This is a genomic window from Bradyrhizobium sp. I1.14.4 (assembly GCF_050435825.1).
In the GTDB taxonomy this organism is placed as follows: domain Bacteria; phylum Pseudomonadota; class Alphaproteobacteria; order Rhizobiales; family Xanthobacteraceae; genus Bradyrhizobium.
Map to the genome: position 1 here is coordinate 158,854 of NZ_JBNDLA010000011.1, position 14,725 is coordinate 173,578.

General features: G+C 64.7%; 11 protein-coding genes. 8 read left to right on the forward strand and 3 right to left on the reverse strand.

What is annotated here, in order from left to right:
* Positions 1 to 253: 253 nt before the first annotated feature.
* Positions 254 to 1,717, forward strand: coding sequence for a DUF5939 domain-containing protein (locus ABIB78_RS22830; RefSeq protein ID WP_429028840.1), 1,464 nt, complete (start codon positions 254 to 256; stop codon positions 1,715 to 1,717).
* Positions 1,718 to 2,007: 290 nt separating this feature from the next.
* On the opposite strand, the gene modA (ABIB78_RS22835) is transcribed toward ABIB78_RS22830, so the two are convergent.
* On the reverse strand, positions 2,008 to 2,787 hold the full coding sequence (modA, locus tag ABIB78_RS22835; protein WP_429028841.1) for a molybdate ABC transporter substrate-binding protein: 780 nt from the start codon (positions 2,785 to 2,787) through the stop codon (positions 2,008 to 2,010).
* Between the two features lie 340 nt (positions 2,788 to 3,127).
* The gene (locus ABIB78_RS22840) at positions 3,128 to 5,323 is read right to left on the reverse strand and encodes a putative bifunctional diguanylate cyclase/phosphodiesterase (RefSeq protein ID WP_429028842.1); all 2,196 of its coding nucleotides are present in this window, start codon (positions 5,321 to 5,323) and stop codon (positions 3,128 to 3,130) included.
* Between the two features lie 737 nt (positions 5,324 to 6,060).
* On the opposite strand from ABIB78_RS22840, the gene mepA reads away from it, so the two are divergent.
* The 6 genes from mepA (at position 6,061) to ABIB78_RS22870 (ending at position 11,222) form a co-directional block, all read left to right on the forward strand.
* On the forward strand, positions 6,061 to 7,008 hold the full coding sequence (gene mepA / locus ABIB78_RS22845) for a penicillin-insensitive murein endopeptidase (RefSeq protein WP_429028843.1): 948 nt from the start codon (positions 6,061 to 6,063) through the stop codon (positions 7,006 to 7,008).
* 133 nt (positions 7,009 to 7,141) lie between these two features.
* Positions 7,142 to 7,663 carry a hypothetical protein gene (locus ABIB78_RS22850; protein ID WP_429028844.1) on the forward strand — a complete coding sequence of 174 codons (522 nt, stop codon included), beginning with the start codon at positions 7,142 to 7,144 and terminating at the stop codon, positions 7,661 to 7,663.
* 178 nt (positions 7,664 to 7,841) lie between these two features.
* Positions 7,842 to 8,627: a molybdate ABC transporter substrate-binding protein gene (gene modA, locus ABIB78_RS22855; RefSeq protein ID WP_429028845.1), complete on the forward strand. Its 786-nt coding sequence runs from the start codon at positions 7,842 to 7,844 to the stop codon at positions 8,625 to 8,627.
* A gap of 4 nt (positions 8,628 to 8,631) precedes the next feature.
* Positions 8,632 to 9,327, forward strand: a complete 696-nt coding sequence (gene modB, locus ABIB78_RS22860) for a molybdate ABC transporter permease subunit (protein WP_429028846.1) — start codon at positions 8,632 to 8,634, stop codon at positions 9,325 to 9,327.
* 2 nt (positions 9,328 to 9,329) lie between these two features.
* Positions 9,330 to 10,001: a molybdenum ABC transporter ATP-binding protein gene (gene modC / locus ABIB78_RS22865; protein WP_429028847.1), complete on the forward strand. Its 672-nt coding sequence runs from the start codon at positions 9,330 to 9,332 to the stop codon at positions 9,999 to 10,001.
* Between the two features lie 93 nt (positions 10,002 to 10,094).
* On the forward strand, positions 10,095 to 11,222 hold the full coding sequence (locus ABIB78_RS22870) for a hypothetical protein (protein WP_429028848.1): 1,128 nt from the start codon (positions 10,095 to 10,097) through the stop codon (positions 11,220 to 11,222).
* Between the two features lie 17 nt (positions 11,223 to 11,239).
* On the opposite strand, the gene ABIB78_RS22875 is transcribed toward ABIB78_RS22870, so the two are convergent.
* Positions 11,240 to 13,033 (reverse strand): potassium/proton antiporter, encoded by a 1,794-nt coding sequence (locus ABIB78_RS22875; RefSeq protein WP_429028849.1) that lies wholly within the window; start codon positions 13,031 to 13,033, stop codon positions 11,240 to 11,242.
* Between the two features lie 324 nt (positions 13,034 to 13,357).
* Here ABIB78_RS22875 and ABIB78_RS22880 point away from each other — a divergent pair, with 324 nt between their 5' ends.
* Positions 13,358 to 14,674, forward strand: coding sequence for a mechanosensitive ion channel family protein (locus ABIB78_RS22880; RefSeq protein WP_429028850.1), 1,317 nt, complete (start codon positions 13,358 to 13,360; stop codon positions 14,672 to 14,674).
* Positions 14,675 to 14,725: the final 51 nt, after the last annotated feature.

Below are 14,725 nucleotides of genomic sequence, written 5' to 3' on the forward strand. Positions count from 1 at the left end.
CACGTCATTGCGAGGAGCGAAGCGACGAAGCAATCCATCTAGCCGCGCGTGAGGCTGGGGCGCGTATTCATCATTCCTGGATGTCCGCTTCGGGGTAAGCGGACACGCGGTCTAGACCGCGGGGTTGTCGCCTTGTGACCCATAAGCGACATGGGCGGATTGAAAATCCTTGCAGTGCAATAGGCCGTGCGGCATCGGATGGCTCGCTAGGACCGGGCGAAGCTGATAGATTGCCATCGTCAGGAGCGGATCGATGACATCCATTAACGAGCGTCTTCTCGAAAGCAAGATGACTCAGATCGAGCAGGCCCGCGTTTGGAGCCCGCGCGTCATCTCCAAGTTCGAAATGTTGATCCGCAGCGGTGATGAGGTCAGCCTGTACCGCGCCAATCCGCTGGCGTTCGCCCGTGATCGCAATGTGCCTGAGCCGGAGTCGATCGATCTGTTTCTCCATGCCGCTCGCGCCGGGCTGGTAGACATGCATTGGGACATTCTCTGCCCCCACTCGGGTCTGGTGCTGGAAAGCTTCGGGAGGCTCCGTGCGCTCCGGAGTCATTTCGTCTGCGGGCTTTGCGATATCGAGGGTCAGACCGAACTCGACGACTTCATCGAAGTGTCCTTCTCCGTCTCGCCGCAAATTCGGCGCCTCGCCTTGTATGACGTCGACAATCTCTCGATCGAAGATCTGCACTGGAAGCTCAAGTTCGCCAACAGCGGACGGCTGCCCGGTGGACAGACTCGATTTGTCGATGTCTTGCGCGGTTTCGTTCGCGGAATGACTTATTTGCCGTCCGGCCTGACAACGACGCTGCAGGCCGATATTGGGCCGGGCGCGGTCTCAGGCGTCAACGTCCAGACGCAGGCGGGCTTTACGCTTCCGGTCGCACTGAATCCCACTGCCGTGCAGGTGCCGAATACTCCGACGATCGTTCGTATCACCTATGACGGGCAGCGGTTCACGCCCGCCGCTTCGGCCGTGGCGTCGGGGCCTGTGGTCTTCGAGATCAGCAACACTGGCCCTAAGCGCGGTTCGCTGCTCCTGATCAACTGGCCGCCTGAAATCTTGGAAATGCCAGAGAAGCCGACGCTCGAATTCGATCCCTACGTCTCGGGCGGGATGCTGCTGACGCGTCAGACGTTCCGCAAGCTCTTCCGTTCGGAGCGCGTGGATGAGGAGGAGGGTCTCGGCGTTCGGCAGGTGACGTTCCTGTTCACGGACCTGAAAGGTTCGACCGCGCTCTACGAGCGCCTCGGGGATCTTAATGCCTATGCTCTCGTCCGCGAACATTTCGCTCTCCTCGACGCAATTGCCCATCGGCATGCCGGTGCCATCGTGAAGACCATCGGGGACGCCGTCATGGCTGCGTTTTTCCGGCCGGTGGATGCCGTGGAGGCAGCGCTGCACATTCTGCGGGACATCGGAGAGTTCAACTCCAAGCACGGCCAACCCGCCGTCATTCTCAAAATGGGGGCACATTGCGGGCCTTCCATCGCCGTGACCCTCAACGAGAATCTCGACTATTTCGGCCAGACCGTGAATATTGCCGCGCGGGTGCAATCATTCGCCGACGCCGGCGAAATCTGTCTCACGGAAGCACTTTACACGGCCCCCGCTGTTCGCCAACTGCTGGCGGGCCACGATGTCGAGGAGTTCGAGGCGCCGCTGCGCGGCGTCGAGGGCGAGGCGCGAGTCTACCGGATCACTGGCCGATTGTAGCCTAGGCTCTGCGGCAGTCCGCACAGCGTAGTGATCGAAGTCAATTTCCGACGTCTGGCCGCTGCGAGGCGGCTTTTCTTGGACGCGACAAGAGCAAAGGAGTCTGTTCGTGGCTCATCGGCGAAGTGGCGGCACCGCTCATGCGTGTTCGCTCAGTGAGGCAGGGCGGACTAGATTTGCTCACGTTGAGTTCTTCGCATTTTGACCCATAGGCGACATCGAGGTCGGTTCCGGTATCGGATTTATGGCACGTCGCCTCAGAAGCCAGCTTTGCGGTAGCCCCACGCGCCTTATTCGAAACCCTTTGCTTTCAGAACGGTCTCGGCGGCGGGCGAGGAAAGGAACGTGATCAGCGCTCTTGCGGCCTCAGCCTGACTGCTGACGGTAACAATGCCAGGGGCGAACTGGGTATAGTTCTGAATCGCTGGCGGCAGCGGGCCAGCGAATTCGACGGTGGGTTGAGCCAAGACTTCGCTGATTTGATTGAATCCGATCTCAACGTCGCCGCTGGCAACGCTTGCGTACAGCACTTTCGCAGACGGAGATAGGTTGGTCTTGGGTTTCATTTCCTCAGCGATGCCCAATCGTTCGAGCAAGCTGGCCATGTAGATGCCACTGGCGCCCCCACCGGCCGGATCAGGATAAGTAATCGATCTTGCGGCCAATACCGAGCGTTTGAAGGCGTCGGCTGAACTGATGTCGGGCTTCGCGGCACCCTTCTGCACAAAGGCACTAACACCGACCTTCGCGATGATAATGCGGTCGCCAGCCACGACTTTGCCTTGCGCTCGAAGTTGGTCCATCAGTGGCGCAGTGTTTATCACAAGATCGGCGGCCTCACCCTTTTGAAAACGGTCCGCGATAGCGCCCGCATTTCCGTAGGCGACCGTTACCTTGTGTCCCGAGGATTTTTCGAAATCCGGTATCAGTGCGTCAATCGCCGGATGCAAAGCCACGGCGCATAAAAGCTTGATCTCCGCGGCTCTTGCCGTACTCCCGGCACTGTTACCTAACAACGCAAGTCCCAAAGCGATTGTGGCGGAGACACTCAGAATGCTGCGGCGATTCATCTTATCTCTCCATACATGCTTGTTTCGGCGTCAGCGGCATAGCCAATAATCAAACTATCTGGACGTAGGTTTTGAGCCGATAGCATCCTGCTGCCAATTACAATGATCGAGTTTCGCACGTCTGGCTAGTCAAGTTACCTAAGCAGGTTGGTCCTGCCGAAGGAAACCACGTCGCCTGTTGGCCCTTTGCGGACATTCACTTAGGCATCGTCGATGTCTGCTTTTGAGGGCAACCAGGACCTCGCTATTTCCGCGCACGCGCGTAGCGGCTTTATGAGTACACGCCCCCGGATGGATCGCTTCGCTGCGCGACAGCAATGACGCGGTGGAGGCGGCTCCGCTACGCCACCAGCGCGGTGGCGATGCGCTGCGCCTTCAGCAGGCTGATGATCTCGGCGTTCGGCCGGGCGCGGCTGAACAGAAAACCCTGGCCCTCGTGGCAGCCCTCGGCGCGCAGGCAGCTCAGCTCCGCCTCGGTCTCGACGCCCTCGGCGGTGATGGTGACACCGAGCCCCATGCCGAGGCTGACGATCGAGCGCACGATCGCCTGCGCGTCCGGGTTCGCGCCGAGGTCGCGCACGAAGGACTGGTCGATCTTGATCTTGTCGAATGGAAAGCTGCGCAGATAGCTGAGGCTCGAATAGCCGGTGCCGAAATCGTCCATCGACATCCGCACCCCGAGCGCGCGGAGCGCATGCAGCGTCGCCAGTACCTGGCTGCTCTTCTCGAGCAGCAGCGTCTCGGTGATTTCGAGCTCGAGCCGCCGCGCCGGCAAGCCGGATTGCCGCAGCGCGTCGGTGACCAGCGCCAGCAGGTTGCCGGTGCGGAATTGCAGCGGCGAGAGATTGACCGCGACACGTACGTCGTCCGGCCATTGCGCCGCGTCCATGCAGGCGCGATGCAGCATCAGGCGGCCCAGCGGATTGATCAGGCCGGTTTCCTCGGCCACCGGGATGAACTCGCCCGGCGAGATCATGCCGCGCTCGGGATGCGGCCAACGCACCAGCGCCTCGAAGCCGGTGATGCGTCCGCTCGTGAGATCGACCAGCGGCTGGTAATAGGGCCGCAGACCTTCGTCCTGGATCGCATCGCGCAGATCGATCTCGATCTTGCGGCGGCTCTGGGCGCGCGCATCCATCTCGGCCTCGAAGAAGGAGAAGGTGCCGCGGAATTCGCTCTTGGCGCGCGACAAGGCCATGTCGGCGCTCTTCAGCAGCTTTTCGGAATCCTCGCCGTCGCCTGGCGACATCGCGATCCCGATGCTGGCGCCGATCACCACCGAATGTCCCTCGAGCAGATAAGGCTCGCTGATCGCATCCAAGATCCGCCTCGCCAGCAGCACCGCATCCTCGGGCCGCATCACGCCGCCCTGCACGATCGTGAATTCATCGGAGTTGAGGCGAGCCAGCGCGTCTTGCTCGCGCAGCGTCGAGCGCAGGCGCTTGGCGACCCCGCGCAACAACTTGTCGCCGATGCCGTGGCCGAGCGTGTCGTTGACCGCCTTGAAATTGTCGAGACCCAGCATCAGCACGGCGACCTTGTCGGTGCTGCGACGAGTGTGCTGCAGCATGTCTTCCATCTGCTGGCGCAGCAGATTGCGGTTGGGCAGGCCGGTCAGGCTGTCGTGCTGGGCCATGAAGGCGAGCCGCGCCTCGGCGCGCTTGCGCTCGGTGATGTCCATCAGCGCGAGCAGCATCGCCGGCTGATCGCCATGCATCAGCTGGCGCGAATAGATCGCAAGGTCGATCAGCGTGCCGTCCGCGCGCACATGCTTCCAGGTCCGCGCCGCCTGCTCGTCGCTGCTGCGGCCGGCAGCCCAGGGCAGTTCGGCATCGAACGCCTGCAGGCTCCTGATTGTCATCTTCTCGAATTCGGCACGGACGTAGCCGTAATGCACGATCGCGGCGTCGTTGACGGCGAGAATCCGTTCGCCGTCGAGTGCGCAGAGGATCATCGGCACCGGATTGCCCTCGAACAGCAGACGGAACGATGCTTCGCGTTGCTTGAGTTCGGTGATGTCGACGCGCAGGCCGACGATCCCGCCATCCGAGGTCAGCCGCTCCTCGATCAGCACCACGCGACCGTCGGCCAATACCTGCTCGTGCCGCTCGCCCGGCTGGTACATCTTCCTGAGCCGCTCGGCGATCCACTCTTCCTCGCGGCCGGTCGCCTCGGGATAATCGCCGCGCGCGACGCCGATGCGGATGGTGTCTTCCAGGCGCGCACCGTGTTCGAACAGATCGGAGCTGCGCTTGTAAATTTCCGAGTATTTCTTGTTCCAGAGGAGATAGCGGCCTTCGGAGTCCAGGAACACGATGCCCTGCGGCAGGATGTCGACCGCCTCGCGCAGCCGCGCGTTGGACTTGCGGGCCTCGGCGATCGCGGCATCGGCCTGCGCGCGCTGGCGCACCAGTTCGCCGATCTCGACGGCGGTACGGCGCGAACTGGCGGACATCTTCGGCAGCGGCCTGGCTCGGCGGCCCCGAGGACCGGACAGTTTGGCCTGCTTCGGTTTCTTGATCTTTTTTTGCCGCATCATCGGTATCGCACGCCCCACGCGCATTCCAGTTCGGCGATATTTCTGCGATAAGTCTCTGAAAAATTGGTATCTCTTGGCGAATAACTGCGCTGTCCAGGAAGGCCGGGCGTGCCTGCTTTGGAGGCGAATTCACGCCGAACGCAAGTGGCTGGCGGTGCGCAAGCGACCCACAGCGCCGATTTGCGGCGCGGAAGCGCCGCAGCGTGGTGAAGGAAGGGTAAACCAGCGCGCGACTGCACAATGAATGCGCCAGAAACGTTTCAAACGCATCAATGTTTGCCAGCGTCTGACAGGGTTATCGCGCGGTAAAAGCGCGACTGGATTCACCGCGCCTTGCGAGGCTAGTTGGTGATCTCGATCCGCGTGCCGCCACGACCGTTGCGCTCGACCAGTCCATAGAGCATCGCGCCGTCGCCGCCATGCGCTGCGATGATTTATCGATGTGAACGACAATGTCGGCTTTCGCCGGAGAGAGCGCCAATGTCGACGCGGCAATCGCGGCGACGAATGCCAGCCGCACGCAACATGCGCTTGTCATAACAACGCCTGCCCTGAAATTGTTGCGCCCATGATGTCGCCTGCAACGCGTGCCTGTAAAGTCGTGCGGATCACATGCGAGCCGGGAAGCCGCGGGTAATCATGATCCGCCCTGTGGGCGATCAAGCAAATTGGATGAAAGCGCGGTCCGTCTGGCACGAATCCATGCTAGCCTTTACGCTGACAGAGTGATCCGAATGATATCCCGCCTGCGTCTGATCCCGCTCCTGATCTCCGTCCTCGTTGCCTGCACCATTTCCGCGCGGGCGCAGGACAAGGGCTCGCTCAATCCGAATCCGCTGCCGCCGCTCGCCAATCCTAACGATCCGAAGATCGCGGCGAAGGAGTTGTTCGCGCGCAAGGTGCTGCCGGCGGCGATGCCGACACGATCGATCGGCGGCTATGTGAAGGGCTGTCTCGCCGGCGCTGCTCAGATGCCGCTCAACGGCGACACGTGGCAGGTGATGCGCTTGTCGCGCAACCGCTACTGGGGTCACCCGAACATGATCGCGCTCTTGAAGCGGCTTGCGGCCAACGCGCACAAGGACGCCGGCTGGCCGGGCATCCTGGTCGGCGATATCGGCCAGCCGCGCGGCGGCCCCGCGCTCTCCGGTCACGCCAGCCACCAGATCGGGCTCGACGCCGATATCTGGCTGACGCCGATGCCCGATCGCAAATTGTCGCGTGAGGACCGCGAGGAGATGTCGGCGGTGATGATGGTGCGAGACGACCGGCTCGATGTCGATCCCAGCGTCTTCACGCCGGGTCATGTGCTCGTCATCCGCGACGCGGCGCGGGAGCCGGCGGTGCAGCGCATCTTCGTCAACCCCGCGATCAAGAAGGCGCTGTGCCGCGAGGCCAAAGGCGACCGCAGCTGGCTGTCGAAGATCCGGCCGTGGTGGGGCCACGACTACCACTTCCACATCCGCATGCGATGTCCGTCCGGCAGCCCCGAATGCGAGGGACAGAAGCCTCAGACGGACGGCGAAGGCTGCAAGCCCTCCGATCTCGCCTTCTGGTTCAAGGATTCGGTGCTGCATCCGAAGCCGCCGCCGAAGCCGCCGAAACCGCGCCCGCCGATGACGCTGGCGCAGATGCCGGCGGCCTGCAAGACGGTGCTGAACGCGCCCGAGGCCAAGCAATAACATCTTTGTCAGGCGGCTATGCCGGCCGGCTCGAACTGCGTTATGATCTCGCATCGTCGCGCCGTAAGCGCGTTCGAGCGATGGATCGGGGCCACTGATCTATTTCATCCATCATGAATGTAGTGGATCAGACATGCGCAAATCGCTCTTCGCCGCATCACTCCTGCTTGTTTCCGCTCCCGCTTTCGCGGCGGAAGAGCCGAGCGGCTGCGACAAGTTCAAATGGTCGATCGACCGCGCACGCGCCGCGCTCACCGCGCCCGATCGCACCAGGCTCGCCTCGGGGAGCGAACAGGCCGCACTGCCGTCGACCGGCATCACGCTGGCGCTGGTGGCGCCCGGCGACGCCAAATTGCCGACACCGCCGGAGCGCGCGCCGAAGGACGGCACCTTCGCCGGCTTCACCAGCTTCAAGGCCGCGCCGAAGGCCGGGCTCTATACCGTCAGCCTCTCGGCCGGCGCCTGGGTCGACCTGGTGCAGGACGGGCACGTCCTGAAGCCGAAGGCATTCAGCGGCGCGACCGATTGCGACGGTATCCGCAAGACCATGAAATACGATCTCACCGCGAGCTCCTTCGTGCTGCAGGTCAGCGGCTCAAAGGAGAACTCGCTGTCGATCGCGATCCAGCCGGCGGATGAAGAGGCGATCCGTTAGACAAACAGTCGCCTTTACCGTAAGCCCCAGCCTGCTATGTTTGCAGTGCGATATCCCTCAGGACCGTAAGTCCTTCGGGGACCAGCGGAACAGCGCTTCCGTCCGTCGCGGCCAGACCTCACCCAACGCCTGATTTGCGCGTACCCGTTCGCGCGCGAACCCGCACGGAGCGCTTTCCATGTCACGACTTGCCGGACTCTTCACCGCCTTCGTCATCCTGCTCGGCGCGATGCATTCGCCCGCGAGAGCCGAGGACAAGACGCTCACCGTCTTTGCCGCGGCCTCGACGAAGAACGCGCTCGACGACATCGACGCGGCCTATACCGCCAAGACCGGCGTCAAGATCACCGCCAGCTATGCTGCGAGCTCGGCGCTCGCCAAGCAGATCGAGCAGGGCGCGCCGGCCGACGTGTTTGTCTCCGCCGACACCGACTGGATGGACTATGCGATCAAGCAGAAGACCATCAATGAGCAGACGCGGGCCAACCTGCTCGGCAACTCGATCGTGCTGATCGCGCCGAAGGATTCCATGATCGGAAATGTCAGCATCGGACCGGGCTTCGATCTCGCCAAGCTCGCAGGCGACGGCCGGATCGCAACCGGCGACGTCAAGGCGGTGCCGGTCGGCAAGTACGCCAGGGCCGCACTCGAGAAGCTCGGTGCGTGGCAGGCGGCGGAGCCGAAATTCGCGATGGCCGAGAGCGTGCGCGCGGCATTGACGCTGGTGGCGCGCGGCGAGGCCGTGCTCGGCATCGTCTATTCGACCGACGCCAAGGTCGAGCCGGGCGTCAAGATCGTCGGCACCTTCCCGGCCGACACCCATCCGGCCATCATCTATCCGGTTGCGGCGACCACGACCGCGAAGCCGGAGACCGGTGAGTATCTGGCCTTCCTGCGCTCCTCGGCGGCGAAGACGATCCTCGAGAAGTACGGCTTCAAATTCCTGATCAGCCCGACGACATAAGCACGTGTTGGATATTTCGCCGACCGAATGGACGGCGATCCTGCTGTCGCTGCGGGTCGCCGTCATCGCAACGCTGGTGGCGACCCCGTTCGGTATAGCACTCGCCTGGCTGCTGGCGCGGCGCGATTTCTGGGGCAAGTCGCTGCTTGATGCCGCCGTGCATCTGCCGCTGGTGCTGCCGCCCGTGGTCACGGGCTATTTGCTGCTGCTGACCTTCGGCAAGCGTGGCCTGGTCGGTGGCTGGCTCGCCGATCATCTCGGCATCGTGTTTGCCTTCCGCTGGACCGGCGCTGCGCTCGCCTGCGGCGTGATGTCGTTTCCGCTGCTGGTGCGGCCGATCCGCCTCTCGATCGAGGCGGTCGACCGCCGCCTCGAGCAGGCGGCGGAGACGCTCGGCGCCGCGCCCTGGCGAGTGTTCGCAACGGTGACGCTGCCGCTGGCGCTTCCCGGCGTGCTGGCCGGCATGGTGCTCGGCTTCGCCAAGGCGATCGGCGAGTTCGGCGCCACCATTACCTTCGTCTCCAACATTCCCGGCGAAACCCAGACCATTTCGTCGGCGATCTATTCGCTGATCCAGACACCTGACGGCGACACCGCCGCAGCACGGCTCGTGATCATCTCGGTCGTGCTCGCGGTCGGCGCGCTGGTCGCCGCCGAAGTGTTCGCGCGCCGCGCCACCGCGCGCCTGCACGGGCAATAGCGATGCTGCGCGTCGACATCACCAAGCAGCTCGGCGAGTTCTCGCTCGCGGCGTCGTTCACGAGCGAGGGCCGCGTCACCGGCCTGTTCGGCGCGTCCGGCTCCGGCAAGACCTCGCTGATCAACACCATCGCGGGACTGCTGCGGCCTGACCGCGGCACCATCGTGATCGACGGCGAGACGGTCGACGACACCGCAGCCGGCATCCACGTCCCGACCTGGCGCCGCCGCGTCGGCTACGTCTTCCAGGACGCTCGGCTGTTTCCGCATCTCGACATCAGGCAGAACCTCGACTACGGCCGCCGCATGAACGGCCTCACCGGGGATCCCGCGCAACACAAGCGCGTCGTCGACCTGCTCGACATCGGCGCCCTGCTCGACCGCCGTCCCGGAAAGCTTTCCGGCGGCGAGCGCCAGCGCGTCGCGCTCGGCCGGGCGCTGTTGTCCAAGCCACGGCTGCTGCTGCTGGACGAGCCGCTGGGCGCGCTCGACGAGAGCCGCAAGCTCGAAATCCTGCCCTACCTGGTCCGGCTGCGCGACGAGGCCGGCGTCCCGATGGTCTATGTCAGCCACGACGCGGCCGAGCTGCGCCAGCTCGCCACCCAGATCGTCATGCTGCGCCGCGGTCAGGTGACCGCGTTCGGCGGTGTTAAGGTGTTGACGGCGGGCGCATAGCTGGCTGTTTTTCCGAAAGTCGGCATAAGATAGCCCATCTTGTCTGCTAGGCCCGCGTCGGGACGTCCGATCGGGCATGGGGAAAGGTGAATTGTGCGACTGACTGGCTGGGTATTGCTGGCGATCGGCGGGCTGCTGTGCGCCACTATTTCGTGGGCCGCACTGGGCTTCCTGCTGATGGGTATCGGCCTGATCTCGCTGCAGGTCGCCGAGCGGCGCCGCCGCCCGGCTGCCGTGCCGGCGGGCGCTTCGCGATTTACCCCGCCGCGCCTCAGTGCCGGACTGCAGCCGCCGACCCTCGACGAGATCGTCGGCCAGGACACAGGGCCGAAGCGCCAGGCCCGCCGGGTGGCCTGGCCCGACAAGACGGCGGATGCGCCCTACGACCAGGAGACGTGGCGCCGGCTGGTCGAGAGCGACCCCGATCTCGCCCAGCTCGCCAGCGTGCTCGCCGATTACGGCCCGCAATATGTCGACGAGCTGGCGGCCAGCTATCTCGCCGCCCCCGACAAGGGCCGCCTGGGGGCAATCGTCGACGGCATCATCGCGCGCGCCCGGGGCGGTCAGCCGGTCCCGCCGCCTGCCCCGCCGGAAGCATCACGGCCTCTGCCGCCGCCGCCGGAGCCTCAGGTGTCCACTCCCACCGCAAGGCCGGATGCTCCGCCGCCGGTGCCGCCGGCCACCCCCGCCGGTGCACTCGAAGCGTCCCTGTTCGCCGCGGTCGAGGAGGCTTCCGCCAAGCTCACCGCCGAGCGCACCGATCTCGCCAAGGCCGCCGAGGGCCGGTCGTTGACGCCGAGCCGGCGGGAACCGCTGTTCGGTCGGGCGCCCCGGGACGCGAAGCCCGTCGGGCCGCCGCCTGAGATTCCCGCCGATCTCGAAGCATCGCTGATCGCCGCCGTCAGCGAGGCTGCCGCCAGGCGGGCGGACGCCCCCATGCCGACGCCGGAGCAGGCGCCGATCGTGGCGAAGCCCGAGCCGGAGACCGGCGCCGTCGCGCCGGACCCCGCTCAGCCGGCGCCCGTCAAGACTCCGGCCGCAAAGGCATCGGCCGATGATCTCGACGAGTCGCTGCTCGCGGCGCTGGCCGAGATTTCCGGCCAGAAGTTCAAGGACGAGCCCAAACCGGACGCCGCGTCCAAGGGCCCACCGGCCGACGACGGCCTGTCCGACATGATCAAGAAGTTCGCCCCGGATTCGAACTTCTTGCGCAAGACGTAGCGACGCCGGTCTGAGGCTCATATCCCCGCCACCGACGCCCAGATATCGGCGAGCTTGCGCCGAACGGTCTGCATCCGCGTTTGCGGCACGACCTTCTCCTCATCCTCCGGCAGGCGCAGGCCGACGACATTGACGCGGCCGCCGCTGATGCTGCGCGCCACCAGCACGATCGAATCGAGCCAGAGCTCCGCGCCTTCCTTCGGCGCGCGGTCGAGATTGATGTCGAAATAATCCGCCAGCGTCAGCCTGGCCTGGTTCTCATCGACCTTGACCCCGTAGATCTCGGCAAGCTCGCCCAGCGTATGCTCGGCCGAGACCATGAAGTCGCCGAGCAGATGCGGGTCGGGCGCGCTCGACGGCGCCATGTCGACGAAGAAGCGGTCGAGCGCCTCGGCGCGCTCCGGCGGCGCCAGCAGATAGATGTAGTCGCCGGGCGCGACCGGATCAGCCTCGACAGGCGTCAGGATCCGCTCGTCGCGGATCACCAGCGTCGGCTTCGACCAGGACGGGATCAGCCCGCGGCGGAAATACAGGCTCTTCGGCCGCACCGGATAACCGACCAGCTGCTGCTCGAGCTGGCCAGGCAGATCCAGTTCGACACGGCGCGGGCCGCGGTCGGCGCGCGGCAGCGCGACATGCAGCCGCCGCGCCGCCGGCGCCAGCGTCCAGCCCTGCAGCAACAGCGAGATGATGACGACGACGAAGGCGACGTCGAAATAGAGATAGGCCTTCGACAGGCCGACCAGCATCGGGATCGAGGCCAGGAAGATCGCGACTGCGCCGCGCAGCCCGGTCCAGGCGATGAAGACCTTTTCCCGCCAGTTGAACTTGAACGGCGCAAGGCAGATCAGCACCGCCAGCGGCCGCGCAACCAGCATCAGCGCGAACGCCACCAGCACCGCGCCGCCGGCGCTGGAGAGCAGTCGATGCGGCGAGACCAGAAGGCCGAGCAGCACGAACATCACGATCTGCGCCAGCCAGGTCGCGGCGTCGAGGAACGTCACCACCGAATTATGCGCGCGGGTCGGCCGGTTGCCGATGATGATACCGGCGAGATAGACCGCGAGAAATCCCGAGGCATGCACGATCTGCGAGCCGCCGAAGATCACCAGCGCCGCGGTGGTGACGAACGGCGCATGCAGGCCCTGCGGCAGCGCCACATAGTTCAGCGCCAGCACCACCAGCCGGCCGCCGATCACCCCGATGATGGCGCCGAGCACGGCCTCCTGGATGAACTCCAGCGCGATGTGCGACGCCGAGCTCTGGCCGATCGAGATGAACTCGACCAGCATCAAGGTGAGGAAGATCGCGAACGGATCGTTGGTGCCGGACTCCGCCTCCAGCGTCGCGCCGACACGCGGGCGCAGGCGCAGGCCCTGGGTGTGCACCAGAAGGAACACCGCCGCGGCGTCGGTCGAGGCCACGACGGCGCCGACCAATAGCGACTCGGTCCAGTTGAGATCGAGCACATAGCGGGCGACCGGCGCCGTGATCAGCGCCGTCAACAGCACGCCGGCGGTCGCCAGCACCATCGACGGCACCAGCACGGTGCGGATGCTGGCAAACCGCGTCTTCAATCCGCCGTCGAACAGGATCAGCGCCAGCGCCACCGAGCCGACCAGATAGGTGGTGCGGACGTCGTCGAACTGCAGCCGGCCCGGCCCGGAATCGCCGGCCAGCATGCCGACCAGCAAGAACACCAGCAGCAACGGGGCGCCGAACCGCAACGCCAGCAGGCTCGACAGGATGCCGGCCATCACCAGCACCGCGCCGAGCAGGATCGCTATACTGACGGAGTCGAGGGATGCCATGCGCCTTCGGAGGTCTCAAATACTTGCAATTGCATCCTTATCGTCGCCACACTGGGACGCCAACCGATTTCTGAGATGAGCGGCAATGTGCCCGGTCCCGTCAGCCCCGAGAGCCTTTTTCCGTTCCGACAAAGTCGGAACGGGGCTCTCGATTCTTGTTTGGACGCGTTTTCTTCACGCGAACCGGTGACCACTTCGCTCGAAAACGCTCTAATTCGCGCCGACACTGTGGTGTATCGATGGTCGCGCGCGCGCCATTGTGGGATTCTGCGCGGCATTCGAATCACATGTGCCTGACCCGCGCTCCGAGTTGAGATTTTGCCGATGGACATGAGCTGGAAGGACGTCCTGGAATCGATCCAGATGGCAGCGCGCTCGGTCGGGGCCGAGATCGCCTCGCCCTGGTTCTATCTGCAGTTCGGCATCATCCTCGCCGCCGCGGGGCTCGCCTACGCTGCCGATACCGCGATTCATGCACGGGTCGACATGTCGTCGCTGGCGATGCGCTGGCCGCTGCCGCTGCGGCACTTCGCCCGCGTGATGGTGAAGAGCGCCTCCACCGCCGTGTTCGCTATGTTGATGGTGATCTCGCGCATCGTGATGTGGCACGCCACCTGGCCAAGCCGCAGCTATTTGATCGCGGTTGCCGCCAAGCTGGCGCTGGCGTGGCTCGTGATCCGCCTCGTGACCTCGGTGATCGACAACGCCTTCATCGTCAAACTGGTCTCGATCGCGGCCTGGGTGGTCGCGGCGCTGAGCATCATCGGCCAGCTCGACTGGGCGGCCGATACGCTGGATTCGTTCGCCGTCGTCGTGGGCGGTTTGCGGCTGACGCCGCTGCTGCTGATCAAGGCCGGCGCGCTGCTGCTCGTGGCGCTGTGGCTGAGCAATATCGCCAGCAATTTCATCGACGGCCAGATCACCCGCTCGACCGACCTGACCCCGTCGATCCAGGTGTTGTTGGTCAAGATCATTCGCATCGGCCTGATGGTGGTCGCGATCGCCATTGCCTTGAGCGCCGTCGGGATCAACTTGTCGGCGCTGGCAGTGCTTTCCGGCGCGGTCGGCGTCGGCATCGGTTTCGGCCTGCAAAAGATCGTCGCCAACTTCATCTCGGGCATCATTCTGCTGGTCGACAAGTCGGTGAAGCCGGGCGACCTCGTCACCATCGGCGATAGCCAGGGCCGCATCAGCGCGATGAAAACCCGCTACATCTCGGTCGCCGCCGGCGACGGCCGCGAGTTCCTGATCCCGAACGAGGACTTGGTGACACAGAAGGTCACCAACTGGACCTACACCGACAAGAATACGCTGGTGAAGATCGCTTTCGCCGCCAATTACGACGCCGATCCGAGGCTGGTCTGCAAGCTCGCGATCGATACCGCCGCGGCCCATGCCCGCGCGCTCAAGGGCAAGCCGCCGAACTGCATCCTGACCGAATTCGCCGAGGCCGGGATGAAGTTCTCGCTGACCTTCTGGATCGCCGATCCCGACGGCATGGACAATGTGAAGAGCGACGTCATGCTGTCGCTGTGGGACGCCTTCAAGCAGCAGGGCATCAGGGTGCCCTACCCGGTGCGGGAACTCCGCATCCGCGGCGGCGCGCTGCCGGTCGAGAGCGTGGTCGAGGTCTCCAGCTAGCGTTTGGGCGCGGTCTTTTCGGAGTGGCGGCCGCCGCTGTTCCGGATAGGA

Excerpts from the sequence above, each read along its gene's own strand:
- ABIB78_RS22830 (WP_429028840.1), top strand. The coding sequence starts at position 254 with ATGACATCCATTAACGAGCGTCTTCTCGAAAGCAAGATGACTCAGATC.
- modA (WP_429028841.1), bottom strand. The coding sequence starts at position 2,787 with ATGAATCGCCGCAGCATTCTGAGTGTCTCCGCCACAATCGCTTTGGGA.
- ABIB78_RS22840 (WP_429028842.1), bottom strand. The coding sequence starts at position 5,323 with ATGCGGCAAAAAAAGATCAAGAAACCGAAGCAGGCCAAACTGTCCGGT.
- mepA (WP_429028843.1), top strand. The coding sequence starts at position 6,061 with ATGATATCCCGCCTGCGTCTGATCCCGCTCCTGATCTCCGTCCTCGTT.
- ABIB78_RS22850 (WP_429028844.1), top strand. The coding sequence starts at position 7,142 with ATGCGCAAATCGCTCTTCGCCGCATCACTCCTGCTTGTTTCCGCTCCC.
- modA (WP_429028845.1), top strand. The coding sequence starts at position 7,842 with ATGTCACGACTTGCCGGACTCTTCACCGCCTTCGTCATCCTGCTCGGC.
- modC (WP_429028847.1), top strand. The coding sequence starts at position 9,330 with ATGCTGCGCGTCGACATCACCAAGCAGCTCGGCGAGTTCTCGCTCGCG.
- ABIB78_RS22875 (WP_429028849.1), bottom strand. The coding sequence starts at position 13,033 with ATGGCATCCCTCGACTCCGTCAGTATAGCGATCCTGCTCGGCGCGGTG.
- ABIB78_RS22880 (WP_429028850.1), top strand. The coding sequence starts at position 13,358 with ATGGACATGAGCTGGAAGGACGTCCTGGAATCGATCCAGATGGCAGCG.